The organism is Qipengyuania nanhaisediminis, assembly GCF_045862805.1.
GTDB classification, from domain to species: Bacteria; Pseudomonadota; Alphaproteobacteria; order Sphingomonadales; family Sphingomonadaceae; genus Erythrobacter; species Erythrobacter nanhaisediminis_A.
On the sequence record NZ_AP025760.1, the window covers coordinates 73,204 to 99,068 of the forward strand.

The window sequence follows — 25,865 nt, forward strand, 5'->3', positions numbered from 1 at the left end:
CAAGCAGGCGATCGCATGGCCTGGCAGTCAGAAACAACAAGAGGCGCTCCACAATGGGAGCGCCTCTCGATTGAACTGCCGGCGGCTGCAGGTCTGCAGCCAAGCGCGTCAGATCAGAAACGGACGTTGGTGATCGCACCGTCGCGGAAGCTGGTTCCGCTGCCACCGGTGAGATTGCGAACCGAACCGAAGACGGTCAGGCGCGGAGCTTCGTATTTTTTTTTCTCGGTCGTCTTGGTCATGGTCAGGTCCTGTCCTGTTGCACCCCAGTGGCAGGGTTAATCTCGTTTACGCGTTTGCACTGATACAAAAATGCAGCGGACGCGTAAAGACCCCAAATTTCCCATGCCCATAGATCGCCTTCCGGCGCGCTGTAATCGACCGCGAGGACCTCTAGCAGCCCCTCGCGATCGCACATCGTACCGAGGTGATCATTCGCATGGGCGCGGACGTAATCGGCGAATTGCATGTCGATCTTGGTGTTGGTGAAGTTAGCCTTGGAAGTCCGGTCGAGGATAACTTGCGGCAGAATGCCCTGCATCGATTCGCGGTGAATAGCCTTGCTTACCGCCCCCTTTCGCTTGATGTGCGCGGGCGTGCGGAGCGAGAATTCGATGAAATCCCGGCTGAGCATGGGATGGCGCGATTCGAGACCGATCAGCGTGCGTTGCCGCCGCATCAGGCCATGCGTGAGATCGCTGAACGGGCTGGTCGCCAGGTTGCGCTTGGCCCAGTGAACGCCATTGTCGGGCATCTCGGCCTCGTATGCCTCTTCGGCCTCGACGAGCATATTGCGCCATTGCGGCGCCAGCCACCCGATCGCGTTTCGGCCTAAACGGCGTTTTGCTCGCAAGCGCTTGCGGATGGGGCGACGGATGGCATCGGGTGTCAGCTCGGCGATGGTCTGCCTTGCCATTTCGCGCAGGGCCCTTGGCCAACCCATCGCTTTCGCATCACGAGCCAGCGCCTCGCCGATCCCGGCGAGATCGCTCTCGGCGATGAATTCGCGGTAATATTGCGTTGTGCCCTGCAGCCATTCGTCGCCGCCGCTGCCATTGATGAGGACGCGCGATCCGTCCTCGACCACGCGACGCTCCATGTCGAGCATCATGGCACCGTTCGAAGGGATCGGGATGTCGCGGTGCCAGGCGGCATCGGCGGTGTACCAGTCGATGTCGGGGTCAAACAGCGGCACCTCGGTCAGCTCTCGTCCGACATGGGCCGCAGCTGCGCGCGCGTATGGGAGTTCGAACGCATTGCCCTGCTGCGCGGCGAGCGAATAGCCCGCAAAGCCCGGAGCGAGCAGGAGCCCGTCCTGTTCCAACCGGTCGGCGACACAGAATATGGCCGATGAATCGAGGCCGCCGCTCACCGCGATACCGACGGGCCGGTCGCAACGCGTCGATCGCCGAACGCAGTCGAACAGCAATTCGCGGTAATGTTCGACGTAATCGCGCTCGTTCTTGTAGCGGATCGTGACCTCGGTCGGCGGCTCCCAGTATCGCTGCTTCGCGATTCGTGCCCCGTCAAAGGTCATCCAGTGAGCGCGCACCACCCGGCGAACCCCCCGCCAGGCGGTTTCCTCGCGCAGATACCAGCGGTTGGCGATGACTTGCGCCAAATAGGACCGGTCAGGTTCGAGCGGCGTTTCGCTCAGCGCCGCGATCGTCCGCAAGTCGGACGCCACGATCAGCCTGCCCTTCTCCTTGCGGAAATAGAGAGGGACGAAGCCAAGGTGATCGCGCGCGACGAACAGGCGCTGGCGGGCCATGTCGGCGATGATGAGCGAGAATTCCCCGCGCAATCGTTCAGCGATGCCGGCGCCCCAGGTCTCGTATCCGCGCAGCGCGATCTCCGCGTCCGAGGCATTGCGAAGCGCAACCCCGCAGGTCTCGAGCTCGCGTGAAAGCTCTTCGTGATTGAGCAGGTGGCCTGCGAATACGCCCGCGAATTTGCCGTTGGCAGTGGTGACGGGCTGCGCCGCATCATGCGATTCGCCAGTCGTGTGACGGATTGCACAAGCCAGTGCCATTGGCCCTTCGCGCCACTGGGCGGCCTGGTCGTGCGGAACCGCACGCAGGCTTTGCTCCATCGCATCGACCATCGCCTGGCTGGTGCCGCCGATTTCGAATATGGCTCCGATGACAGACATTGCTGTGCGCTACGCTCCCGAACGGAATCGAAAAGTGAAAAGCGGCCTGGCGCTCAGCGACACTTGGCAGGCCGCCCGGCCGTGTGCCATGGCCGCGCGCACTCATAGGCACATGATGAATAGCGCGCAAACTCACATACCGGCCGAGGGGCAAAAGCCGACGCTTGGCGATCTGGGCTGGCTTGCCGCTTACGGGCTGCGGGCGTTGGCCGAGCTCATCCGCGCGCGCATCGCGTTTGCCTCCTTCGAGACCAGGACCATCCCCGAACGCAACAGGCGCGCGCAAGAGGCCGCAACCGGAGGCGATTGCCAACTGGAGCGCCGGCTTGCCAGGATTGGCTATGTCATTCCGCGCCTGTCCGATCGGCTCCCGTGGCGAAGCGACTGCCTGATACAGGCCATGGCCGCCCAGAACTGGTTGTTATCGCTCGGCATTGCCAGTGAGATGCGAATCGGGGTCGAATTGCCGAGCGATGCGCCTTTCGGTGCGCATGCCTGGCTGGTTCACGGGGACTTCGTCGTAACCGGCGGCGATATCGACAGGTACGCGCCGATCCTTTCCGATTCGGAGCAAGACCCGGCCCCGGGCACCGGAACCGACCGACCGAAGATCGGTTAGTCCGACGTTAGACGGGAAATTGGCATGAAAACGCACGGGGACGCTTCGTTTACCAATTTTTCGTAACACCCTGTTGTCAAACCTTGTGCGCTGCACTAGGAATCCCGTTGAAGAATTCAAAAGAGGTGCAATCCAATGATCAAATCGATGTCTCGCCTGATGGTGACCGCGGCCGCAGCCAGCATGGCTTTCGCTCCGATCGCTGCCCAGGCCAACACCCGTGCTAGCGACAGTACGCCGGTCTACACCAGCGCCAGCGCACAGCCGGGCATGGCTCGCGACGCCGAAGGCGAAGAAATGCGCGGCGGTTCGGTCATTCTTGCCCTTTTCGCGGCAGCTGCTGCGATCGCCGGCATCATCATCGCCGTGGATAGCGAAGATAACGACCAGTCGCCTGGCACCTGAGCGACAGGGTCTGTATGGCCCGGCCTAGCGCCGGAGCCGAAGAAAAGCGCGCGGGTCCGTCCCGGGCGCTTTTTCTTTGCCTGAAAGGTATTTGGCGCGCGGGCCCATGCTTGCCATTTTTCCTTTGCGCCGCGAATCCGCCTGCGCAACAAGGGGCCATGGCCGGATCGGCAAGCAACAAGCAGGGGTGGGAATGACGCGGAACGACGCCGTTTTGGCGGCCCGAGCCAATCGATCGACTTTCATCGCGCTATTGGCGATTCTCGTGTTTGCCATAGCCCTGGGCGGGGGCGGTTCGAAATACGGGCTAGCCAACCTGATGGTGCAGCTCGCGGCCCTCGTCGCGCTCTCGTTCCACCGGAAGGCATTTCTCGCGTTCTGGAGCGATACACCGCTTGCGCTGCGCACCCTTGTTCTCCTGACCCTGCTGGTCCCATTGATTCAGATCATCCCCCTGCCTCCAGCGATCTGGACCGCGCTTCCGGGGCGCGAACTGGTCGCGCAATCGCTCTCGCTTGTTGCAGAAGATGGAGCCGCAAATGCCTGGTATCCGGCCAGTCTCGACCCGATTCGCACGCTCCTGGCATTGACAGGCCTGATCGCTCCGCTTGCGCTCCTGGTCATCGGATTCAGCTCCAGGCGATCGACCCTCATCACCATCGGATGGATCGCCGTGGCCCTGGGTCTGGCAAACTTCCTGCTCGGTGTTCCCCAGGTGCTCAGCAATTCGGAGACCGGAGTGCTCTACCCGGAGAACCCGATGCCGGGCATTCTGTTCGGCACCTTTGCCAACCGCAATTCGACCGGTCTCTTCCTGGTTGGCGTGCTGGCGCTTGCCACCCTTCTCCCGGCACCCGAACGCGTGAACCACATCGCGCCCATGCTGCGCTTTGTCACCTGCGTTCTACTCGTCCTCGCAATCGTGCTGACACGGTCGCGAACCGCCATCGTGCTGGCACTGATACCGCTCGCGATCGCCGGCTTCCGCATTTTCGCAGGCCGATCACGTTATCATCACTTTATGCCACGCGGGCACCACTGGATCTGGATCGCAGGAGCAGGCGTTGTCGTGACCCTCTTTGCAGCGATCCTGATATCGTCCCCGGGCAGGATGGGGATGGCGCTCGAGCGGTTCGACAAGGGCATCGAGGATGCGCGCATCTACATCTGGGATGATTCAACCTATGCTGCGGAACGCTATTGGCCCGTCGGCTCGGGCATGGGCACTTTCAGCGAAGTCTTCCAGGTCGACGAATCGCTCGAAAACATGACGGTGCGCCGGGCCGGCCGCGCGCATAACGACTACCTCGAGGTCGCGATCGAAGCGGGCTTGCCGGGCCTGGCGCTGGTCGCCGCCTGGCTCGTGACGATTGGCTGGCTCAGCTGGCGAGCCCGACGCTCTCCCGACCGCTGGATTGCGTGGGCAGGCGCCACTGTCCTTCTATGCATCGCGCTGCAATCCATTACGGACTATCCGCTTCGCAACCAGGCGCTCCTGGTCATTGCCAGCCTTGCATTGGTCTTGCTCGTGCGATTCTCAAGCAGCCGCGAGACCGAGATGGGAGGGCAATCAACATGATCGCAGGCATCAACTGGCGGCTGGCGCTGCTTGCCATCGCCATTGTCACAGCGGGGGTTCAGCTCGATCGACAGTCGGGCAAAACCCTTGGCCTGGCCAGTGAGGTGCCCGAACCGGTCCGTTCGGTCGCCCAGCGCCCGATCGCGGCGCTTGCACTCGATTCTGACGATCCGGACCGAATGTTGGTCGAGGCCCGCAGGCTGGTCGAAAGGCGTCCGATTCCGGCCGAGCACCTCCGGATCCTGGCACAGGCGCAGTTTGCGGCCGGCGATGCCCAGTCAAGCGCGCTCACGATCCAGTACGCGGCCCAGCGCGGATGGCGCGAACCTCTCGCACAGGAGACACTGCTTCGCCTCGCCCTCGACGCCGGCGACGCAGCCGAAGCGGCGAAACGATATGCCGCGCTGTTCCTGCGCCGCAATACCGAGGATGCCTTGCTCGAGGAGCTCGGCACCGCTGTCCTCGCTGAACCCGGCGGCGAAGGACGGCGGACACTGACCGGCATCGTGAGTGGCGGCACGCGCTGGCACAATCAGTTTCTGCAACGCGGCGCCCGGGTCATGCCCGCTGACGCCTTCATCGAGATCGTCCGCGAAACAAGCGAGAACGGTACCCGCTTCGATTGCGAAGCCCTCTCGCTGGCCAGCAAGACCCTCGCGCGCCGCGACGACAGCGCAAGCGCCGAATTCGAGAAGATGGTGGCGCGGAACTGCCAGTAGCCGCGCCGTTGCTACTGGCATCGACATTTGATCTGCAAATGGTGCCAGAAGAGGACTCGAAATGACCATCCATCTCATTGATAGCGTTGCATTTTGCATCCGAGATTTCAAGCAAGGCCCCGATAGAGGCCCCTTTGCCCTGAGGCCGAATAGGGTTCGATGCCGAACCTCATTCGATTGAGTTCATTTTTGGAGATGAGCGCCGCATTGGCAATTTCCGATACCTACTTCAGATCCAAATTGAGCCTCCATCGGTCCTTCAAACGCTCCACGGTGGTGCGCCATTTTGGTGTTGTGGGCTTGCAGACCGTGTTCTGGTTCCCAAACATTCCAATTTCGTTGACCGCTGCTTCGATCGGCACGGAGTGCAGCCACTTCACTGGGACGAAATACTCCATCCGTTCTGGATCATCGATTGCCTCCCGATGGTACGTGCCGCCATGCAAAACTTCCGTCGCAGGACGCTCTTCGCCGTCAACTTCAATCTTGAACTCGGTTATTGGTTCACGTGGACCTACAACTTCGCCCACGCCCACAAAGCCGTAGCCAGGTGCCTTTACCCAGACGTGGTCGCCAGGAGAGAGTAGATTGAGGGTGTTGCTATACCACGTTCCGCCGCCGCCACTGATAAAGCCGTACTTTCGCCCTTCAGACCAATCGCGCGTCTCACTGTGGCCAAAGCAGGCATAGAATTGCCCGTTCCAAGGCTCGCGCTCCCTCGGACCTCGGGAAGTCGGCGTAGAAACGCTGACCTGCGTCTGGACGGGATCGACCAGCCAAGTTCTGCTCAGCAGTTGCTGCCCGCCATGATCGAACACCTGGAAGCAAAGAACATTGATGGCGATCCCCTTGTCACCGAGATAGCGCACGATCCTCTCGCTACTTTCATCGAGATGCGTTGCGACGATGACCACTTGATGGCTTTGGTTCAGTTCGTCCTCATCCAGAGCTTGTCCGAAGCGAACTCGGAAATCGGCTGCCAAGTCCCGGCCCGGTGCGAAGCGATCATAGATCGCGGCGATGTCATCAGCTTCCAGATCTTCGACCCAGCATGCATAGTCTAGCGCCTGAGCTACCACCTCTCGGGGCGTCCGATCGCGCTTGAGTTCGATGAGAACGAGCGCGCCATCTGGGGCAACGGCCAGAAGGTCGAGCCTTCCCGTCACCGTCCGCTCCTGACGTCCGATTAGCATCCACTCGTCGGAGAGAATGCGCGGCGCGGCAATGATCATATCCTCGAGCAGGCGCTCGGAGGGAAACGTCGCTTCGGGAAGCGAGGATGGTTGATCGGAGACGGTCCAAAGGGCGGTGCGTTGGGGCATTAGATGTGGTGCCTCCATTCCAAGGCAGTGTGCGAATGCTCGCTCACATGAACGAAAGTCCTGCCTTCAGCCTGTACCGCGCGTATCACGTGCTCTGATGGATGACCGTAGCTATTGGGTCCGGCGGCGGCGGCGAATTGGGAGGCGTTCGGCAACTCACTGAAAAGCGTAAGGCTGAAGTTTGCGCGTGAACCATGGTGAGGCAGAGCAAAGACGTTCACTTTGTCTACGAGGCGGCGATAGTGCTTGATGAAGGCATCTCTGCGTCGGACGACGTCCAAATGCATATCACCCGAACAAAGCCAGCCTACTGCGCCGCGATGACGTCGACGCGAAAACCACGGAAAACGGTAGTTACGGTCACTCCAGGAAATCCAGGCGTCGCTCTGCACCGGTCCAGCATACAAAGCCATCGAAACCAAGTTATGATCCTTCCAGATAGCGTCGTAACACTCTTTGAGTTCGGTTCTCAGGCTCTGGTCGGCGAGGATGATCTTCAGAAAGTTTGGATCGGAGTGCATTTCACCAAAGCGCTTGGTGAGTTCCGCCTCGAAAGCGGCCAAAGCTGATTTCGAAGGCCTGTGGGCGTGGGGAGACAATATCCAGTCTAACGGCTGGCCCGCCCAAAGATGCACTGTTGCCCCGTCCTCCAACCGCTGTACCGATGGATTCTCCGGATCGTGGACTGTTCCATCACCATCGGGTGGAACGACAGGCTGACCAACCCATTCGCGTTTGATTGGCCCCTCACCACTGCCGTCCCCGCCTTCTGGCAGGAACGGTCCATCGCCTCCGTCATCGTCATCATCTCTGGGCTCAATAAAGGTGATCCGCTCAACGCCCCGCTCGCGAAACCAGCCCTCGATGTCATCGAGAAACGTCAGGAACCCACCTGTCAGCGTCCCCATCGCCGCATCATGCGCTACGGCAACGATGCGGTCGATGTCGCGAAGGTAAGGCAGCACGACCTCCTCCACGCGGGCTTTCGCCAGGAGGTTGTCGATCCCGTTGACGTGATCGCTGTCCAGATGAGACAGAAAGAGCAATTGAAGGTCACCCTGCGCCGCGACAATTGCAATCTCGCGGTTGAGTGCGTCAGTCTGGTTGGAGCCGCAATCGTAGACCCAACGCAAGCTTGCCCCGTGAATTTCGAGGAGCCCGCTCATCAACCCGCCCTGACCAACGGGATGCTGGGTCATGGTGACGTCAATCATAATCAACTCGCTCTACATGAGCCCACGATTGGGGGGCCTAGACTACCGATGTGCTCGCCGATCCAGCAGTAGGGGAGTGCAACGAGGGAGAGCGCCAGTGCGATCAGGCCGAGTACGACCGATGCCCAGCCTAGCCAGCCGGACAACCTCACGGCGGGATCAGGATGCTTTAGGTAAGCCCACGGCCGCTTCCACGCTTGGACGCGGCTCACCGTTAGTTTTAGGGGAGCGTCGACATCCTCATCCCGGTTGTGCAGATCGATCCAACCGATCCAGTCGATCACCATCGTTCCGGGCTTGTGATCGTCACCTTTGACAATGTTGGGCGAGAAACGGAGCATCCGATAGATCGTACCGCGATCGGAGGAGACCTCGAACCACTCACCATGAGCCATTCGGCGATCTGCCTTCTCTGGAATATGGCTATGGTGCACAACGATCCAGCCGATCGGAATACCAACCTTATCTGCGAAAGATGCCGGTGATGAACGTTGGAATGTCCCGCTAAAGGTGAGATTGCTCACGCGGCTGTCTCCTTTTCGGCCTTGACCGATCCCATCTCTTTGGGATGGAAAGCTCTAATCTCTGCAAAGTGCGCGTGCTCAGCGAGTGCTGAAGTCTCAAACTGGACGCGAAGATCGGTTTTGATCAGTGACGGGGGATACTCGCGAAGAATGACCTCGCGAACCTTGTCGATAGCCTTGGCAGAAATCAGCGAACTTGCCCTCATAGACCAAACTATATGCCCCCCCCGACACCCTTAAATTTCGTGACAAACGCTGAGACCTGCTCAAACACTGACGCCTTCTTAGTTAGGTAATCCGGGTTCAAAGGACTCATCTTGGGCAGAGTCGCGTTCAAATCGTTGCCGTTGTCGGTGGCGAACTCTCGCTTGATAGAATTTGCAACGTATCGTCTTGCTGCTTCAAGATTGAGCTTTTCGGACGCTACCAACTCTTCGAACTCGCGGCGCTGTTCCCCTTGGGCGAACTCGTAAAAGGCTTCCATGAGCTCTGCCTTGCCGCCGATCGCATCCAAATTTGTCTGATTGATGAAGTCAACGATCAAGCTCTCCTTCGCCCGGTTACCCAGACTTGCGCGAATAACGCGACGCGCCTCTTCAATCAGATCGCTCTTGTCCTTCGCATTGCGGTTCTTCTCAAAGATCAGCTCCAGGATGTAATCGAGATTGATCTCCTGTGATTTCAGCAGATCAACCTCAAAGACCACGTCATCCCAGTCAACCGTCGACTCGTCGGTTGCCTTGGCGTCCCGCTCGCGCCTTAGCCAATCCCGGATGTCGTTGTAGGTCGACTTATAATCTTGGATAGTCCGCTCGGCTGGGAGCGTCACAGAAGCTAGCTCGTCGACCTGCTCATCATCTAAATGATGCTGAGCTTTGAAAGCCTCGATTGCATCTGGATCGCTCTTGTCGACTATTTGATAGGCTTTCAGCGCGACATACTCATCAAAATTTTGGAGGACATTTTCAGCCTTGAGAAACTCGCCGAACAGCTTTGCAAATTCCTTCTTGTCGGTCTCTTTCACAATCTCGCTAGGCTCAGGAAAGCGTTGCTGCAATTCGGCCAGGATTGTCTTGAAGCCCCTGCTGGTCGCACCAGACGCGTCGTCTGAAAAGCCTTCCATGTATTCCTTGAAGCTCTTTTCCAGCACCACGTTCTTGGTGTTGCTCTCGCCAAACAAGGTGATCGCGTCGATGGTGGCCTGCTCAAGATCGCGAAACGCCACGATGTTGCCGAAAGCCTTTGTCGCGTCGAGAATGCGATTAGTTCGAGAATAGGCTTGGATCAGGCCGTGAAAGCGCAGGCTTTTGTCGACGAAAAGCGTATTAAGCGAAGGCGCGTCAAAGCCGGTTAGGAACATGCCCACTACGATCAGGAGATCGACTTCCTTCGACTTTACCCGATTGGCCAAGTCGCGATAGTAGTTCTGAAAGCCGTTGCCATCGGTGCTGAAGCTTGTGACGAACATCGAGTTGTAGTCGCGGATCACCGCGTTCAGAAACTCCTTGCCAGTGCTGTCCATCGCCGAAACGTCGAAGCTCTCATCGCGGATTTCACCAATGGCGTCCTGCTCTTCATTGGCGGCATATGAGAAGATGGTTGCGATCTTAAGCGGCCTTTCATCGCCCATTTGGAGCTTGTTCAACGTCTCGTAGTAGAGCTTTGCCGCATCGACGCTGCTCACTGCGAACATCGCGTTGAAGCCTGCGCCGCCCGGCTTGGTGCGGTGGGTCTTCTGGCGGAAATTGGCCAAGATGTATTGCGAGACTTCCTTGATCCGCTCAGGGTGTAGCAAGGCCTTGTTGTTTTCTGCTGCGCTGAGCTTGGCCTCATCTTGCTCGGTTTCGATGTGCCGGAATTGCGGGCGAACATCGTTATAGTCGACCTTGAACTTCAGGACCTTCTCATCGCGGATCGCGTCGGTGATCACATAGGAATGAAGCTCGCTGCCAAAGACGCTCGCCGTTGTCTCTGCTCCTGAAGCGTTCTCAGGAAAGATTGGTGTGCCGGTGAAGCCGAACTGGTAGAAGCGCTTGAACTTCTTCTTGAGGTTCCTCTGCGCCTCGCCGAACTGGCTCCGATGGCATTCGTCGAAGATGAAAACCACCTGCTCGCCATAGACGGGCAGCTCTCCTTCACTCTTCATCAGATTGTTGAGCTTCTGAATCGTCGTGACGATGATCTTCTGATCGTTCTTTGCCAGATTGCGCTTCAGGGCCGCCGTATTGATCGAACCGTTTACGCTATCGGGCGAGAAGCGCTGATATTCCTTCATCGTTTGGTAATCGAGATCCTTACGATCAACGACGAAGAACACCTTGTCGATGAAATCCAGCTCGGTCGCCAAGCGCGCCGCCTTGAAGCTAGTCAGTGTCTTACCTGATCCGGTAGTGTGCCAGATATAGCCGCCGCTTTCCGGTTTGCTCCAGCGCTTGGCGTTGTAGGAGCTTTTGATCTTCCAGAGAATGCGTTCGGTCGCCGCGATTTGATAAGGGCGCATTACGAGCAACGTGTCGCTCACGTCGAACACCGAATAATGCAGCAGCACGTTTAATAGCGTGCGCTTCTCAAGGAACGTCGCGGTAAAGTCCTTCAGGTCCTTGATTAGCGCATTATCCGCCTTCGCCCAGTTCATGGTGAAGTCGAAACTGTGCTTATTGCGCTTCGTGGTGTTCGCGAAATAGCGCGTGTCTGTGCCGTTCGAAATCACGAAGAGCTGAAGGAACTTGTAGAGCGAAGCCTCGCTGTTGAAGCTTTCCTTGCTGTAGCGGTGGATCTGGTTGAACGCCTCACGGATCGCCACACCGCGCTTCTTCAACTCGATCTGCACGAGCGGCAGACCATTGACGAGGATCGTCACATCATAGCGATTGAGATGCGTGCCGGTCTGCTCGAACTGCTTGATAACTTGCAGCTTGTTGCGCGCGATGTTGTCCTTGTCGAACAGGTAGATGTTCTGGATGCGGCCATCGTCGAAGACGAAATCATGGATGTAGTCGTCATGGACCTTGCGGGTCTTGTCGATGATCCCGTCGCTGGGGCTGTCGAGGTATGTTTGGACGAAGCGTTGCCACTCGGAATTTGAGAAGCTGACGTTGTTCAGCTCTTCAATCCGCACGCGAACATTGGCAAGCATGGCTTCTGGAGAGGTGAGCGCGGGCAGAAACTCATAGCCCTGATTAGTCAGGTCCTTGAGCAACTCGCGTTCAAGCTCAGCCTCACTTTGGTAGCGGTCAGAGGCGGTCCAGTCGCTTGTGTACTTGTCGAGAACGATGAAGTTCTTCAACTCCGCGATGGGCTTCGTCTGTTCAACCATCCCGCGGCTCCTGCTGTCGGTAGCCGTAATTGGTGATCAGATTGTCAAAGAGCAGTTTCACGGTCTGCTTCTCCTGCGTGGTCGGCTCCCGCACCTGCTCCCCGGAAAGATTGGAATGGCTGGAATACTGGATCACCCGATTGAGATAACCCCGCTTTCCTCCCGGTGCATCCGCGCCTTCGGCTGTGTCGAGCAGATCGCCCCAATTCTGATAGCCTAGGAATGCGGCTGTCTTCTCGTAGAGGTTGCGCAAAAGCATGAAGTGGAAGCGCTCAATCTTGTCCTGCTCGGTGGCTTCGGCCAACAGCCTGCGAAGATAGAGATGGTAGGAAAAACTTCGATTCGCATCGCCGTGCTTGATGTCGAGCCTGAAGGTTCCGTCTTCTAGCTGCTCCAGCAGCCGGCAGCCTTCCTTCTTGCCCTTTTGCCCCAGCTTCAGCTCATTGTGCAGCACGTTGTAGAACAGGGGGCTGTGCGTCGAGATTATGAATTTAAGACCTTCTGGCGCTTGGTTGATCAGCGCGGCAAGATTGAACGCCAGGTCGATCAGGTGATTTTCATCCAAGGAGGTGACGGGGTCATCGATGAAGACATATTCGAGGTCATCGAACTGCCGCGTCTCGCGATCCTCGGCCTCGGGCACGCTTCGCACGCTTATCACCTGGTCGAGCACGCAGTAGAAGACGCTCCAAATGAAGTTGCTCTCTTCCCCCTTGGAAATCTTCAGATTACCGATGCTCTCATCATCGCCACTTTCGAGCGAAAAGGTCACTTCCGAAAAGTCGTGGCTGAATCGGGGCGTCAGGTTCGGGTCGGTGTAGCGCTGGAAAGTCGTGACCACGCTGCCGTCGAGACCTAAATCCTGAAAGGCCGATTTCGTGTAGGCATTCGGATGGATTTTGAGCTTGCGCTCGACGTCGCCCTGAAGGTCGTTGTCCCAGTAGAAAAGATCTTCCGTGAACGCGTTGTAATAGAGAACCTTCGGTCGATGATCCTCAGGGCGGTCTTCGGCCTTCGGGTCGATCAGTTCCTTGAAGGCGGCGCACAGACGGGTCTTGCCGTTGCCATTGAAGGCGTAGATCAGTTGGACTCGTTTACCACCTTGAGCCGTCTCGTGAAGCGTCTGCGCAATCTGTTCGAGGGTCTGACTCATTCACCAGCCGCCTTGGCTGGTTTGGGGAAGCTCAGAAGCAGGTCGCGGTAAAATTCATATTGCTTTTGCCGCAGCTTGATTTCGCGGGGCAGGCCTTCGCTGAGCGAGGTGGTGAGCGTGTCGAACTTGTCGAGGATCGAGGCAATCCGAGCTTGGTCTTCGAGCGGTAAAATGGGAATCCTCAGCTTCTTCAAATTGACCGCGTTCAAGGCGGGGATACCGTCAAAGGTGCAGAGCGCCTTTATCTGAGGCTGGAACTGCTCAAGGACGTGATAAAGGTAGTGAACGTTCAAAACTTTCTCAGACTTGATCGTCACTGAGTAGTTGAGATTTCCCCGAAAGTAGCGCCCCCCTTGCCAAGTGACTGATCCTACTCCAGCACCTCGGCTTGTGATCCCGATTGGATCGTCCTCAGTGTTCCAGATATCAAGGAAGCCAAGTGGTTCACGGCCACTGTTGATGACTGGAAACTGGCCAGGATTTTCGGCGATCATCCGCTTGTTGACTGACTGGCCTGTTTTGATCCGCGTCAGGTCACCCAGGGCCATCCACTCAACCTCACCCTCTTCGAAAGCCAGCAGTTGGTCGCGGTAGTGGTTGTATTGTTTCTTGCGCAGCTCAAGCTCGGCGGTCAGCTCGGCGGTCAGCTCGGTGAAGCTGTTCAAAATCCGCACGATCTCCCCCTGTATCGCCAGCGACTTCTCCGGCTCCTCCGGGCAGGGGATTGGCGTGGGTATTTCCAGAATTTCGCTGGCTCGCAATGCAGGTATACCGGGGCCATGCTTCTTGCCCATTAGCCGCTTCTGATGCTGCTTCAGCAGATGATAGGCATACCGGTTCAAAACCTTCTCTTCATTTGGCAGAACAACGTAACAGTGCGCATTGGCGTAGAATTTCGACGTGACGAAATTCACGAAGCCTGCTGAGGCCCCCCCTTGGCTGATTATGGTTTTGTTCTCCGAGTAATTGAATTGATCCGTAAACCCAGAGTGGGAAAGCCCGCCGTTGTAGGCTGGATACAATCCGTCATCCGTGAGCAACTCTTTGTTGAGTTGTCGGCCTTTCTCTAGCTTGACGACTTCCCCAAGCGGCTTCCATTCTACGTCAGCACCGTCGAGTAGCTTCTCAAGAGAGCTCGGATCACTCACGCCTCGACCTCCGCAACAATCGCATCAATATCGCTGCGCAGCCGGTCGATCTTCTCGACGGTGGTTTTCAACTCCGCGTTGAGCTGGGCGATGTCGACCAGCTCCCGCGTGTCCTTCGGCTCGACATAGACGCTGACCGAAAGGTTGTAATCCGCATCGATGACCCGTTGCTGGTCAACCGTCTCGGCAACGTGTGCTTCATTCTTCTTGCTCGCAAACAGCTCCAGAATGCGCGCAACGTGGTCGTCGCTCATCTCATTGGTGTTAGTCTTCTTGTCGAAGAACTCTTCACCCGTGGCATCGATAAACTGCACCTTTGTGTCGGTCTTGTTCTTTGCCAGCACCAGAATATTGACCGCAATCGTGGTGCCGAAAAACAGATTGGGCGCAAGTGCGATCACGCTCTCAACGACATTGCTGTCGACCAGATATTTGCGGATTTTCTGCTCCGCCCCGCCGCGATAGAAAATGCCCGGAAAGCACACGATGGCCGCACGCCCTTTGGCCGATAGATAGTGCAACGCGTGCAGGACAAAGGCGAAGTCTGCCTTGGACTTGGGAGCCAGCACACCGGCAGGGGCAAAGCGATCATCGTTGATCAGCGTCGGGTCTTCATCACCCTTCCACCTGACGGAATAGGGCGGGTTCGAGACGATGGCATCGAAGGGCCGCTCGTCAAGGAAACGCGGCTCCTCCAGCGTGTTACCGTGCTGGATGTTGAATTTGTCGTAATTGATGTTGTGCAAGAACATATTCATGCGGGCTAGGTTGTAGGTGGTGTAGTTGATCTCCTGCCCGAAATACCCCTCTTCGATCAGATGCTCGCTGACGTGCTTTCTGGCCTGCAAAAGCAGCGAGCCGGAGCCTGCGGCTGGATCGTAGATCTTGTTGACGCTGTCCTGCCCATGCACCGCGAGCTGCGCGATCAGCTTCGAGACATGCTGCGGTGTGAAGAACTCCCCGCCCGACTTACCTGCATTGGCCGCATAGTTGGAGATCAGGAACACATAGGCATCGCCGAATAGGTCACCTTGGTTGTCCTCGAACCTGAGAGGAAGGCTTTCGACACCCTTGAGAACCTTGGCGAGCCGGGCATTCTTGTCCTTGACCGTGCTCCCCAAGCGATTGCTGGTCGTGTCGAAGTCTGAAAACAGCCCCTTGATGTCCTCTTCGGAAGGGTGCCCGTTGGCGGAGCCTTCGATCTCCTTAAAGGCGGTCGCCAGGTCAGTGTTGAGGCTCTCATTCGTGTTGGCGCTGGCCGCGACGTTGGCGAAGAGCTGGCTGGGATAAATAAAATATCCCTTGGTCTTGATCGCATCAGCCCTCACCGCGTCGGAAATGGCGCTGTCATCCATCCTTGCGTAATTGACGCTCTCGTCCCCGCCTTCGATGTATGCGGTGAAGTTCTCGCTGATAAAGCGGTAGAACAGCGCGCCCAGGACGAACTGCTTGAAGTCCCATCCGTCGACAGCCCCCCTGACATCGTTGGCTATGGCCCAGATTCTGCGGTAAAGTTCGTTACGTTGTTGCTCGCCGGTCAATGCGTTTGCCCCTCCTTGAGCGAATGGCGGGCCACCCCTCGAAAATCCGGGCCCGGATTGGAATCAGCCTTGGCATCAGAGAGCCACCAGCCATTTCCCCAGTCCCTTATCTGATTGCGAATTTGGGCCAATATTCGGCCCTCGACTAGATGATCTCCACCCTCAGATCGAGGCCCAAGGCATCTGAAATTTCTTCGATGTGTCGTTTTTTCTGCGCCGTGCTGCTGTGCGTTTTGATGAAATAAGGAGAGACGTGCGCCTCGTTGTATTTCTTCGATCGAGTGCGAGACACGATATTCTCCCCGTTCACCGTCACGCCAAGCTCACTAATTTTGCTTAGACCAGCATGGCGCAAAACGGCGACAAGGGTGTCAGCCGCCTTTTCCTCCGCGATGACCTTCCCATCAGGGAAGCGGACCAGAAGCCCTGTCTTCGAAGCTCTTGAGCCGGCATTAATTTTTCGAACGGTCGCCTCAATGACCTCATCATCCTGCACACTTTCGACTGTGCCCGAAAACGTAGCTCGCCATTCCTCTTCGAGAGCCGCGACCTTCGCCAGAAAGGCCTGAAGCTCGCTCCCTCTCCTGGTGAGTTCGCTGGCCGCCTCATAATCCGACGCGTGAAACGATTTCGCGCCCTGACTGTTTAGGCTCTCCACCTCGGCATCGAGCTCGATTCTCATGAGCTCGAATGCCACCGAGACGCTGTCCATTGCTTGCCCCCTCCCCCTTTATCCTGCCAGTTCCACTTTTCTAGGTTGCCAAGATTACAAAATTCTAGGGCGGTCGCAATTCTCCTTTTCTATTGTGACCTTAGCAGACCGCGTCGCGCCCATTTAGTCCTGCGCGCCAGCCTTGGCCTGCTGCAAAGCCGCCAGCACTTCAGCGACAAGGGCCGGATCGATGGAGGGAGCCATTTTCTCCTCCCCAGCCCTTGGATCAGCTCCGCCTGCCGGTCGGCTGGCACCGCGCCGTAGCTCGCCAGCGTGGTGAGCACACGCTCGTGTCCGATATTCTGCGGCCATGCCTTGAACTGCTCCGGTGTGGTGCAGAGGCGCTCACCAAGCTGCGCAAGGACGTCTCGGAAGCAGTGCGGGTTGAGCTAGGACAAACCAGCCGCAGCGAAGGCTTCCCTGGAGATTTGGCGGACCGGGCTGATGTCGTTCCGTGTTCGCGCGCCGGCCTCGTCGCTTGAAAGCCGCCCTGCTCCCATTTCCCACATGCGTCTTGGGGAAGAGCGGATGATAGTCGCACCAGTCAGTATCGATCTTCAAAGCCTTGGCACCTTAAGGAGTACGTCGGGAACGACTCACTGTGCAGCGCCGGCACATCGCGAGCGTCCTGCTCGGGGACTCGCGAATGGCCGTTAGACCTATGATATTGCGCTCGGCTCCCTCTTCGGTCCGCAACTAGGCCCCAAACGGGGCCCCTCATTTTGTAATTGCCGGACGGCGTTCCGGACCAAGAAACAGTTCAGAACATATCAGCGCCGTCGCTCCAATTGCACGTAGCTGAAATCAGCACGCGGCATTCGCCGGCTGTGGCGCAGCACTGCCAAGCAACGCGATAGTCACTTGTGATACCAGTCACCTACGTCCTTGGCGGCCGCCTCGACTGCCTTGCGCACTTGTTCTGCGGCCTCGAGCCAATCGTCACCCCCCTCGGCTACTTTCTCCAAGGCCACATCAACAATCTGCTGCAACCGATTCAGCCGAACTGTCCGGTGAGCAATAGCAACTTGGCCGATTTCCTGCTGATAGCGCTTGCGAACGGCAGCATGATACTCGAGCCAGCGGGGAGCCGCAGCGAACTGAAACGAGGCTGGGTCGTAAGCGCGCACGTGCCGCGGTGTCAGTGTGACGTCGAACTCCTCAGCTATCAGCCCAACCACGTCAGCAGGCGTTTGGAAGCACGCCAGATGCTCGACGATGCGCTTCTTGATCGTTTCAGATAGGCGCTTCATCGGGGAAGTCCCAGGTAAGTTGGCACGTCAACGCGACGGTCGCCATCTTTAGCATGGATCCCGAGAACATGGGTCGCTCCAGATCCGGTATTCCCCGAAGAAATACCACGTCCGCAGGCCCATCCCAACGTTATCTCGCTACGAGCGCTGACCGCGTTGCTGGGCGTCGCCCACGTCCTCGGGCAACAAAGCGGGCGTTACCTTGAACGCTATCGCCAGCCGCTCAAACACGTCGGCTGCCGCGCAGCGGCAACGTTCCAGCGTGCTGGCGTATATCCTGTCGATTTCGGCTTCGTCGGCCAATTCCTCCAGCGACAGACCAGACGCACGGCGAGCGCGACGCAGATTTTCGGCCGGGGCCTGACGTAGTGCCAACGCCAAGATGGCTGACGCATGTTGTGTATTTCACCACGGACTATACTCTCCAAAACGTCTCGTGGCTGGTGCCGGCGATCGAAACTTGGGGGGATCATGGAAATTTCTGATTGGGCGTTGCTGATTTCAGGTGGCATGATCATCGCTGGGATCGCCTACCCAACTTATGCGCAGTCGAAACCGGGATGGAAAGTTGGCGCCTGGTCAGGCGGCCCGCTTTGGTCGCTTTGGTTCGGTATGGGTGCGCTCGCTTATCTTGGGGGTATGGCAAATACTTTCGGTTGGCTCGCTCTCCTCGGTGCAATACCTCTCGCTCTCGTCTTGGGATTTGCAATGGTCCTCGTCGGGGGGCGTCACGCGCAGATCGCGGCACTGTCAGGTCCGATTTTCGCGAATCTATGGGTCTTCTTTTGATGAACAGCGCATTCTTCGTCCCGCAACTGATTGCCTAGCGGCGGCGGCGCTAAACGGCCGCCGCCCGTTATATCTTTAGATATAGTGTGTGTGAGCGGAACCGTTCGGACGGAAGTTCGGAACCGTTCGGAGATGGTGTTCGGAAACGCGTTCGGAGGGCAATTGCTATGCACGTCTCGGAACCTCGCGGATGATCATCTTTGTCTCGCTGCCCTTTCTCTTGACCTCGACCAATTCGATTGCACCTAGATGAAACAGACGTTCCATCGCTCGCGCGAACGCATCCTTTCTAACTCCGTTAGCCTCGGTCATGGCGGCTAGGCGAGAAGGTGCATAGTTCGGACCGACCTTGTCGGACACCTCGCGGCTCTGCTGTGTCATTGCGCGTAGGCACCTAAGGAATGCTTCGTTTTCTGCATGAGCTTTTGCAGTCTCCGCTAACTGGCGCGCGGTATCTGGGGCTAGCTGATCCTCTAGCACAAAAGCCCAATCTACCCATGCAAAGCGCAGTTGCGCGCCCTTACGCGTGTAGTTAGCCTTACCTACCGTGACCGTCCGCATATCGGTTTGCTCGTCGTGTTCGATCACAAATTGCGAGCGTACCGCGTTCAGCCAAGCGGTCGAGCCGGAATAATTGTCGCCTGATTTGTTAGGGTGTCCCAGCAGGATGACCGCCGCACTGCTTTCGCCCGCCAGGCGGTTGAGTGCGTTCACGAAGCGAGTAACTTGCCCCCGATCGTTCTCGTTCCCGGCGAATAGGTGCGCCACATTATCGAGCGCCACCAGCTTTGCGCGCGTTCGCCGCACGAGGGCCGCAAGACGGTGAAAAGCCGGGGAAAGTTCGAACTCCCCACACGCCCCCTCCCCTCCCAAGGCATTGTCGAGTTCGCCACGCAGGCTGGCCAGTTGCAATTTGCCCGCGAGGCGCTCCATTCCAACCCCAAGGGCTTCGCAGATGTGCGCCTGCCTCCAGTGCAGCTGATCATCGTCATCCTCGCAAGTGAGGTAAATCGCTGGTGCCTGCGGCATGTTGAGGCCAAGGGTCGGAACACCAGCCGCGAGCGCGGTTGCCAGCTGTTGCGCAAGGAGCGACTTACCCGAACTCCCGGGCCCAGTGAATAGTGTTACCTCTCCTTCTGGTGCCAGCTTGGGGATGACGAAAGGCTTTAACGAAGGCTTCACATTGGCAAGCCTCTTGAGGTCGAGCGTCCTGAAGCTGGCCGCCGCTATCGCTCTCCTGGCTTCGACTGGATCGATTTGGGCCAGATCCATGGATGCGCTCGCTGCTCCATCCATGGCTAGGCTTCCACCGGTTCGGCCGCAGCCAGGCGATCGGCAATTGCGTTGCGGTCTATGTCGGCAAAATCGGTCCCGGAACTGATCAAGGACGTTTCCGGCAATGGGACCGCCAAAAGTCCGCTGATCGTCTCGGCGGCCTTTCTCGCAGCACTTAGACCGGTATTTTCCGCCAAGTGACGGTCGTCATCGGCGGCGAGGATGATTTGTCTCTCTGGGAACAGTCCCCTCATGGCTTTTGCCACAGTTTCGAGATTCCCCGCCGACATAGCGGCGACGACGCCGTGTCCGGTCGCTTCATGGATCGCCGCAAGGGTCGAGTAGCCTTCGCCGATCAAAAGCGGCCCCTTTGATGGCTCTCCGCTCGCAAGGTGCGCCGCGTGAGGCCAGAACAGGCCAGAGGTCCGCCCGCCAGATAAGAACCGCTTGGACCCACCGGGCGATACGCGTTGCACGTTCCAAAGTCGAAAGGCCGGGTCGAGCATCGGCACCAGGAGGCAACCGCGGTCCTGCCTTATACCGAATGGCGTTAGACCCTTGCGATTTAGATATCCGTGTATCGGGTTCGCGCTTTTCGCCGCTTTCCAAAGCGCCAGAGCCTCTACAGCCGCCGCCTCGTGCTTCGCCTTTGTTTCCGCGCGCCGCTTGGCCTCGACTTCGCGCGCCTTCACCCAGATTGCATGCCGTTCGGCTGGTGGGAGCAAGTGAGCATCACTGCCAGCACGCCATGTCTGCCGGATACCCAGCCGGTAGTGTCGAAACACCCCGGCTGGGATCGCATCGAGGTGTAGCAAGGCCCAGCCATTCCGGCGTCCCGGTTTGTCACCATCGGCCCGGAAGCGCACCGGCTTGCCTGAGGCCAGCTGGTCTCCAATCGGCTCTAACGGGTGAATGCCTGCCCCGCGCATGGCTTCGATGAACAAAGAGACCACATTGCTCATAGCTCGCCCCCCCACCACCATACGAAGGGCAAAGCGCTGAAATGACGCCTTTTTGCAGCTTGGACGTCTCGTTGACCCGAAAGTCGAAGGTTATTCGAAACATGCGGCCAGCGCCCAGGGTGAGCAAGGCGATATCCTTTCTCGTGCGGGGAATTGAAGTTGCGGCACATGGCTCACTGCTCCTCTTCAAGAAGAGCATGCAGGCTACTGGCTGTGATTAAGGATCTTCGACCGATCCGCCGTTTGATAAGCCGGCCTTCGTTTATTAGCTCGTAGATGCGAGTTCGGCCGAGGGAGGTTAGCTCGGCTGCTTGCTTAATCGAATAAGCGATCTGCAGGCGGTTTTCACTGGCTTCGTTCATTGGATGTCTCCGTTCGTCAAAGTGAACATCCATCCACGTACGCTGAACTCAGCGGACGTCAGCCACCCAAAAACCTGTCCAAGTTTTTTATGAAGCTTCCCCTCGTTGGGATCTCTTCAAGACCTCAAGAGCAGACTGAAACTGCTCCCGGTTTTTTGATCTCCGTGCGGCCTGACGCTCTTCCTTGGATCTCAGGCTCTTCTCGTATTTGGTCACAGCTTGCTCATATTTTTCGACCTTGTCCGAGCTGATCTTAAATTTCTCCGCAACAGACGAGACGCGCAGCTCATCGTCACCGGCTTGTGTTTGCGATCTCAACTCTTCCACCACTTCAAAGGCTAAGTCTCGCGGGCGACCATTGCGTGATGGAGCGCCTCCAACGTTCTTGGGAAGATCTGGATGTTCAACGACAACAAGGCGATAGCGGGAATCAGTCGCGCCACCGGCGATCAGCATCAGCAACTGATATGCAATAGCCAGATCTGGGATACCTTTTTTTTGGATGATGTATTTGACAAGGCTATCAAGGTTTCCGTCTTGCAGATCTCTTTGGACCACTATGGGATGCATTCGGGTTAATTGGATTTTCTTATCAAAATCATGATCCCGCTTGAATTGCTTGCTTAAGACACTTGATCGCCTGACCGACCTTAGCTGTTTCCGCTTGCCTTCGGCGCGGCCTGTCCGCTTTCCAGTCATTTGTTTCTGCCCTCCCTCGATAGTACGTCGAAGGAAGAGGAGGCTTCCTTCATCGCCCACGCGTCGAGAAGAACGTTCGTTCCCCTGCAGCCCCCTGCGACCATCTCCGCAAATTGAACGTAAGCACCAACCCGTTGCTCGCACCAGTCGGGAGGCGAAGCCTTGAGATCTCGCAAGTTCGCAATCTTGTCCGCGATCTTGATGAGCTTCGCGCAATCAGACTTAGTCGCAGCATTCACGACTTGCAGTCGCTTGCGCTCGAGCTTGTCGAGCCCCTTGTCATCGGTCACCTCGAGCACGAGGCCGCAGACCCGCTCGCCGAAAGTCTTGGTCAGCTCTTCGGCCGTCGTCTCGGTATCCTCGATTGTGTCGTGCAAGATCGCAGCCATCAGAACCTCGACGTCGCCAACATTCGCTTCTGCGAGGATGCGGGCAACCTCGATCGGGTGGTTGATGTAGGGGGTGGCGCGGGCATCCTTACGGCGCTGGTCGCGGTGCTTTTCCGCTGCGAAGCTGGCAGCCTCAAGCAGGCGTGCAGTGTCACTCATCTTCGCCATTTTCTGTCCTTTCGGTCACGTCCTGGATGATGTCGGCGAACAGGTCGCCGACGAAAAAGTCGCGGTCTTGTTCGCGTTCGGGGATGAGGTTTGCAGCGACGAGCACGGCGCGGGCCCAGTCGGGGTGTTTGGTAAAGCGAGCGAAGCACTCTTGTTCGACAAACAACCGCCAGCGCTGCAGTTCGCGGGCCCGCTGATCATCAAGCAGGCTCATCTGCGGGTCAAACAGGGCATTGCGGTAGGACGAGCAGAAATGAGACCAGGGCAGTAAGAGCGGGCCAATGTCGAGCATGTCACGATCGAATAGGCGCTCTGGCAGGACCGCGTGCGGCTTGAGTAGCTCGTGCGCGAAACAGTAGCGATCTCGGCACTGTGCAATCAGTTCTCGGATGTCTGTCTCAGCGGCCCGCTTCTGATAGAAGGCCATATCTTCGATACTCATCGATGTGTCGGAGACGTGGCGCTGTCCATTAAGATGGCTAGACACGTGAGTGTAGGGCCAGGCCGCAAATTGGCTCTGGGCAGGGTTTTGCATCGGCTGTCTCCATCAGACGCCGAGCCTTCGCGCCGCAGGTCAGAACCCAACAGAGCCAAAGGCTCGGGTTCGTTTGCAGCATCCTGATTTTCAGGAAGGCCGAGGAACTTTCCTCGACTTTCGTCACAATACAATTTTCGGGTTGTTTGGCAATCGCAAATTGCGACTACCGAAGGCCACTGCAGCGAGTAGTCCTTACCTGGCTCAGCGCACGCCAATCCGAGATGGAAGCACGTCTAGGCAATAGCGGCACGTGATAACTCGTTAAGTTCACCACATTCGCGCAACTGGTCGAGATAGTCGCTCCACCATTGGGCCATTCTGACGCGCTCGTCCCAATGCTGGCCGCGGTGATAGATACCGCGAACCACGTTCTGATCCTGGTGGGCTAGTGCGCGCTCGATCGCGTCATGGCTCCAAAGGCCAGATTCGTTGAGCAGTGTGGAAGCGGTGGCGCGCAGGCCATGCGCGGTCATCTCGTCACCTGAGTATCCCATTCGGCGCAGCGCGGCATTGACCGTGTTCTCGCTCATGGGTCGATCACGTGAGGTGAGCGATCGGAAGACATAGCGCGATTCACCATTGAGTCCGCGCAGCTGCATGAGCTTTTCGAGAACCTGGCGCGAGAGCGGTACCGCATGCTGGCGGCGCGATTTCATTTTGCCGGCGGGGATGCGCCAGACAGCAGCATCGAAATCGATCTCTTCCCATTCGGCATGGCGCAATTCGCCCGGACGCACGAAGACGTGCGGAGCGATCTGGAGCGCAAACAGGGTCGTGTGGTTGCCTTCGTATTTGTCGATAGCGCGCAGCAAACCTCCGAGCTCAGCGGGATCGGTAATCGCGGCATAGTGCTTGGGCTTGGGCGAGATCAGAGCGCCTTTCAGCGGTGCACATGGATCGTGCTCTGCCCGAAGGGTCGACACCGCGTAGCGGAAGACGCGGCTGGCGAAGCTGCGCAGCCGTTTGGCCTTCTCGTAATTGCCCTCGCGCTCGTGGCGTTTGAGCACTGCGAGCATTTCGTGCGGGGTGATCTCGGCAATCGGGCGATGGCCGATCGACTTTGAGAGCACCTTGGCAAGCCAATTGGATTTGACCAAGGTCGCCATCGCCAGGCCCTCAGCCTCGCGCTTGGCGATATATTCGTGGGCGACCGCCTCAAATGTGTCGCCCTGGCGGATGATCGCCGCGATCTTTTCCTCGCGCCGGCGCCGTGCCGGATCGCCGCCACGGCCAATCTCGACCCGCGCCTCGTCGCGCATCAATCGCGCCTCCTTGAGACCAACCTCGGGATATCGACCGAACGAGAGTTTCTTCTCCTTGCCGTGCAGACGATATTTCATGCGCCAAAGCTTCGAGCCGTTGGGTCGGACGAGAATATAGAGCCCGCCGCCATCCGAGAGTTTCCAATCGCGTGTACGCGGAGCTGCTTGTTTGAGCTGTAGATCTGTCAGAGCCATGGGGGCCTCGCCTCGAAAATGGGCGCTTTGACCCCGATTTGGCGGGGGGCCTCGGGCAAAAAAAGGCCCCCGGGGCCCCCAGATCGCCAACGGACGGACTCGAACGCCGGTGAACGGTTTCGAGAATTTTATAGCAGATTTCAGGGGTTTGTGGAACCGCTGACGGACGTCAGCGGAAGAACAAATGGTGCCCAGAAGAGGACTCGAACCTCCACGGGGTTGCCCCCGCCGCCACCTGAAGACGGTGCGTCTACCAATTCCGCCATCTGGGCACACAGGGCGGCCGTCATCGGATGCGGCTCGCCGGGTAGGGGCGCGCCAATAGCGTCCGCCTCGCCTGCCTGTCAACGCGTATTCTCGCAAGTCTCGCGCGATTGCGGGACTTGCCCCGGACCGTCACTTGGAGCATTGCGCGCTCGCACATCCGATTTTCAAAAGCCAAGACCATCGAGGCATCAAGACCCATGTCCACCAACTCCTCGCTCAACGGGAAACTCGTCACCGTGTTTGGCGGCGACGGCTTCATCGGCAATTACGTCGTCCAGGCGCTGCTCGAGCGCGGGGCGCGCGTGCGCATCGCCAGCCGCCACCCGGAAAAGGGCTGGCCGCTCAAGCCGCTTGCCAATCTGGGCCAGTTGCAGTTCGCCCATTGCGACGTGACCGACAAGGCCCGGCTCGAGGCGGCGCTCCACGATGCCGATGCCGCAGTGAACCTCGTGGGCGTTTTCGATGGCGATCTGGAGGATGTGATGGTCCGCGCGCCCGGCAACATGGCGCGCATTGCCAGCGAGCATGGCCTTGAAAGCTTCGTCCATGTCAGCGCGATCGGGGCCGATGCCGATTCGAAGGTCGCATATGCGCGCGCCAAGAGGATGGGCGAGATCGAGGTGCTCAAGCATTTCGCCGGCGCGACCATCCTGCGCCCATCGGTGGTGTTCGGCAAGGACGACAATTTCATCAACATGTTCGCAGGGCTGATCGAGAATGTCTGGGTCCTGCCGGTGTTTGGCGGCGATGCCGAAATGCAGCCGGTATATGTCGACGACGTCGCCGAAGCGGCGGCAATCGCGCTCGAACACCCCGAGACCCATGGCGGGCAGATCTTCGAACTTGGCGGGCCGGAACGGCTCACCATGCTCGAAATCAACGAACGCATCGCCGCAGCGCAGGGCCGCGACCGGCGCTTCTGGCCGGTTTCGGACAGCACGGCCAAGCTGTTTGCGCGGCTGCCGCTGACCCCGCTCAGCATGGACCAGTATCGCCTTCTGAAGGCCGGCAACGTGGTCTCGGGCGAGCACCCCGGATTTGCCGAGCTCGGGATCACTGCGCGCCCCATCGGGCTGTTCCTCGACCGGTGGATGACGCGCTACCGCAAGTTCGGCCGGTTCGGCCTTTCGAACGATCGCAACAAGGAACGCGAATTGCGCGGTGTCCCGGCGCCCGAAACGGGTGCCGGCGCCAGGATCTGAGCGTTCCACATGCCGCCGCTGCTTGCCTCGTGCGGGGCGCGGGTGGAACACATGGAACACAGTCCAGGGGCAAAAAAGTCCCGCCATTCGCGCAGCTGATAAT

The 25,865-nt window shown here is 58.2% G+C and carries 25 protein-coding genes and 1 tRNA gene; 6 read left to right on the forward strand and 20 right to left on the reverse strand.

What is annotated here, in order from left to right:
* Positions 1-113: 113 nt before the first annotated feature.
* A complete protein-coding gene (locus ACKTSM_RS00385) occupies positions 114-242 on the reverse strand; it encodes a lasso RiPP family leader peptide-containing protein (RefSeq protein ID WP_407875172.1) in 129 nt (42 codons plus the stop codon).
* 2 nt (positions 243-244) lie between these two features.
* On the reverse strand, positions 245-2,152 hold the full coding sequence (locus tag ACKTSM_RS00390) for an asparagine synthetase B family protein (RefSeq protein WP_407875173.1): 1,908 nt from the start codon (positions 2,150-2,152) through the stop codon (positions 245-247).
* Positions 2,153-2,156: 4 nt separating this feature from the next.
* On the opposite strand from ACKTSM_RS00390, the gene ACKTSM_RS00395 reads away from it, so the two are divergent.
* The 4 genes from ACKTSM_RS00395 (at position 2,157) to ACKTSM_RS00410 (ending at position 5,474) form a co-directional block, all read left to right on the forward strand.
* Complete coding sequence (locus ACKTSM_RS00395) at positions 2,157-2,771, forward strand: lasso peptide biosynthesis B2 protein (RefSeq protein WP_407875174.1); 615 nt, start codon at positions 2,157-2,159, stop codon at positions 2,769-2,771.
* Positions 2,772-2,906: 135 nt separating this feature from the next.
* Positions 2,907-3,176 carry a hypothetical protein gene (locus ACKTSM_RS00400; RefSeq protein ID WP_407875175.1) on the forward strand — a complete coding sequence of 90 codons (270 nt, stop codon included), beginning with the start codon at positions 2,907-2,909 and terminating at the stop codon, positions 3,174-3,176.
* Positions 3,177-3,282: 106 nt separating this feature from the next.
* Positions 3,283-4,755, forward strand: a complete 1,473-nt coding sequence (locus ACKTSM_RS00405) for an O-antigen ligase family protein (RefSeq protein WP_407875176.1) — start codon at positions 3,283-3,285, stop codon at positions 4,753-4,755.
* Positions 4,752-5,474, forward strand: coding sequence for a hypothetical protein (locus ACKTSM_RS00410; protein WP_407875177.1), 723 nt, complete (start codon positions 4,752-4,754; stop codon positions 5,472-5,474). The genes ACKTSM_RS00405 and ACKTSM_RS00410 overlap by 4 nt, the downstream gene beginning before the upstream one ends.
* A 224-nt stretch (positions 5,475-5,698) precedes the next feature.
* On the opposite strand, the gene ACKTSM_RS00415 is transcribed toward ACKTSM_RS00410, so the two are convergent.
* From ACKTSM_RS00415 to ACKTSM_RS00460, 10 genes are all read right to left on the reverse strand, one after another.
* A complete protein-coding gene (locus ACKTSM_RS00415; RefSeq protein WP_407875178.1) occupies positions 5,699-6,796 on the reverse strand; it encodes an endonuclease NucS domain-containing protein in 1,098 nt (365 codons plus the stop codon).
* Entirely contained in the window at positions 6,796-8,010 is a 1,215-nt protein-coding gene (locus ACKTSM_RS00420) for a hypothetical protein (RefSeq protein WP_407875179.1), read from the reverse strand. Before ACKTSM_RS00420 ends, ACKTSM_RS00415 begins: the two co-directional genes overlap by 1 nt.
* A 2-nt stretch (positions 8,011-8,012) precedes the next feature.
* A complete protein-coding gene (locus ACKTSM_RS00425) occupies positions 8,013-8,534 on the reverse strand; it encodes a hypothetical protein (RefSeq protein WP_407875180.1) in 522 nt (173 codons plus the stop codon).
* Positions 8,535-8,748: 214 nt separating this feature from the next.
* Positions 8,749-11,850: a type I restriction endonuclease subunit R gene (locus ACKTSM_RS00430; RefSeq protein WP_407875181.1), complete on the reverse strand. Its 3,102-nt coding sequence runs from the start codon at positions 11,848-11,850 to the stop codon at positions 8,749-8,751.
* Positions 11,843-13,003 carry an anticodon nuclease gene (locus tag ACKTSM_RS00435; RefSeq protein WP_407875182.1) on the reverse strand — a complete coding sequence of 387 codons (1,161 nt, stop codon included), beginning with the start codon at positions 13,001-13,003 and terminating at the stop codon, positions 11,843-11,845. Before ACKTSM_RS00435 ends, ACKTSM_RS00430 begins: the two co-directional genes overlap by 8 nt.
* Entirely contained in the window at positions 13,000-14,151 is a 1,152-nt protein-coding gene (locus tag ACKTSM_RS00440; protein ID WP_407875183.1) for a restriction endonuclease subunit S, read from the reverse strand. Before ACKTSM_RS00440 ends, ACKTSM_RS00435 begins: the two co-directional genes overlap by 4 nt.
* On the reverse strand, positions 14,148-15,692 hold the full coding sequence (locus ACKTSM_RS00445; protein ID WP_407875184.1) for a type I restriction-modification system subunit M: 1,545 nt from the start codon (positions 15,690-15,692) through the stop codon (positions 14,148-14,150). Before ACKTSM_RS00445 ends, ACKTSM_RS00440 begins: the two co-directional genes overlap by 4 nt.
* 145 nt (positions 15,693-15,837) lie before the next feature.
* Entirely contained in the window at positions 15,838-16,404 is a 567-nt protein-coding gene (locus ACKTSM_RS00450) for a hypothetical protein (protein ID WP_407875185.1), read from the reverse strand.
* Between the two features lie 857 nt (positions 16,405-17,261).
* The gene (locus tag ACKTSM_RS00455; RefSeq protein ID WP_407875186.1) at positions 17,262-17,654 is read right to left on the reverse strand and encodes a DUF2280 domain-containing protein; all 393 of its coding nucleotides are present in this window, start codon (positions 17,652-17,654) and stop codon (positions 17,262-17,264) included.
* Between the two features lie 138 nt (positions 17,655-17,792).
* On the reverse strand, positions 17,793-18,035 hold the full coding sequence (locus ACKTSM_RS00460) for a helix-turn-helix domain-containing protein (protein ID WP_407875187.1): 243 nt from the start codon (positions 18,033-18,035) through the stop codon (positions 17,793-17,795).
* 90 nt (positions 18,036-18,125) lie between these two features.
* On the opposite strand from ACKTSM_RS00460, the gene ACKTSM_RS00465 reads away from it, so the two are divergent.
* Positions 18,126-18,443, forward strand: coding sequence for a hypothetical protein (locus ACKTSM_RS00465; protein WP_407875188.1), 318 nt, complete (start codon positions 18,126-18,128; stop codon positions 18,441-18,443).
* Between the two features lie 165 nt (positions 18,444-18,608).
* Here the strand turns inward: ACKTSM_RS00465 and ACKTSM_RS00470 are convergent, their stop codons facing one another.
* From ACKTSM_RS00470 to ACKTSM_RS00505, 8 genes are all read right to left on the reverse strand, one after another.
* On the reverse strand, positions 18,609-19,715 hold the full coding sequence (locus ACKTSM_RS00470) for an AAA family ATPase (RefSeq protein ID WP_407875189.1): 1,107 nt from the start codon (positions 19,713-19,715) through the stop codon (positions 18,609-18,611).
* Positions 19,716-19,741: 26 nt separating this feature from the next.
* Positions 19,742-20,680: a toprim domain-containing protein gene (locus tag ACKTSM_RS00475; RefSeq protein ID WP_407875190.1), complete on the reverse strand. Its 939-nt coding sequence runs from the start codon at positions 20,678-20,680 to the stop codon at positions 19,742-19,744.
* 173 nt (positions 20,681-20,853) lie between these two features.
* Positions 20,854-21,042 carry a helix-turn-helix domain-containing protein gene (locus tag ACKTSM_RS00480; protein WP_407875191.1) on the reverse strand — a complete coding sequence of 63 codons (189 nt, stop codon included), beginning with the start codon at positions 21,040-21,042 and terminating at the stop codon, positions 20,854-20,856.
* 87 nt (positions 21,043-21,129) lie between these two features.
* Positions 21,130-21,741, reverse strand: a complete 612-nt coding sequence (locus tag ACKTSM_RS00485; protein WP_407875192.1) for a hypothetical protein — start codon at positions 21,739-21,741, stop codon at positions 21,130-21,132.
* Positions 21,738-22,289: an HD domain-containing protein gene (locus ACKTSM_RS00490; RefSeq protein WP_407875193.1), complete on the reverse strand. Its 552-nt coding sequence runs from the start codon at positions 22,287-22,289 to the stop codon at positions 21,738-21,740. Before ACKTSM_RS00490 ends, ACKTSM_RS00485 begins: the two co-directional genes overlap by 4 nt.
* Positions 22,282-22,833 carry a hypothetical protein gene (locus ACKTSM_RS00495; protein ID WP_407875194.1) on the reverse strand — a complete coding sequence of 184 codons (552 nt, stop codon included), beginning with the start codon at positions 22,831-22,833 and terminating at the stop codon, positions 22,282-22,284. The genes ACKTSM_RS00490 and ACKTSM_RS00495 overlap by 8 nt, the downstream gene beginning before the upstream one ends.
* A 236-nt stretch (positions 22,834-23,069) precedes the next feature.
* Complete coding sequence (locus tag ACKTSM_RS00500; RefSeq protein ID WP_407875195.1) at positions 23,070-24,293, reverse strand: tyrosine-type recombinase/integrase; 1,224 nt, start codon at positions 24,291-24,293, stop codon at positions 23,070-23,072.
* A 185-nt stretch (positions 24,294-24,478) separates the two neighbouring features.
* Positions 24,479-24,565 (reverse strand) — tRNA-Leu (locus tag ACKTSM_RS00505).
* Positions 24,566-24,757: 192 nt separating this feature from the next.
* On the opposite strand from ACKTSM_RS00505, the gene ACKTSM_RS00510 reads away from it, so the two are divergent.
* Positions 24,758-25,762 (forward strand): complex I NDUFA9 subunit family protein, encoded by a 1,005-nt coding sequence (locus ACKTSM_RS00510; RefSeq protein WP_407875196.1) that lies wholly within the window; start codon positions 24,758-24,760, stop codon positions 25,760-25,762.
* The last annotated feature ends 103 nt before the right edge of the window (positions 25,763-25,865 follow it).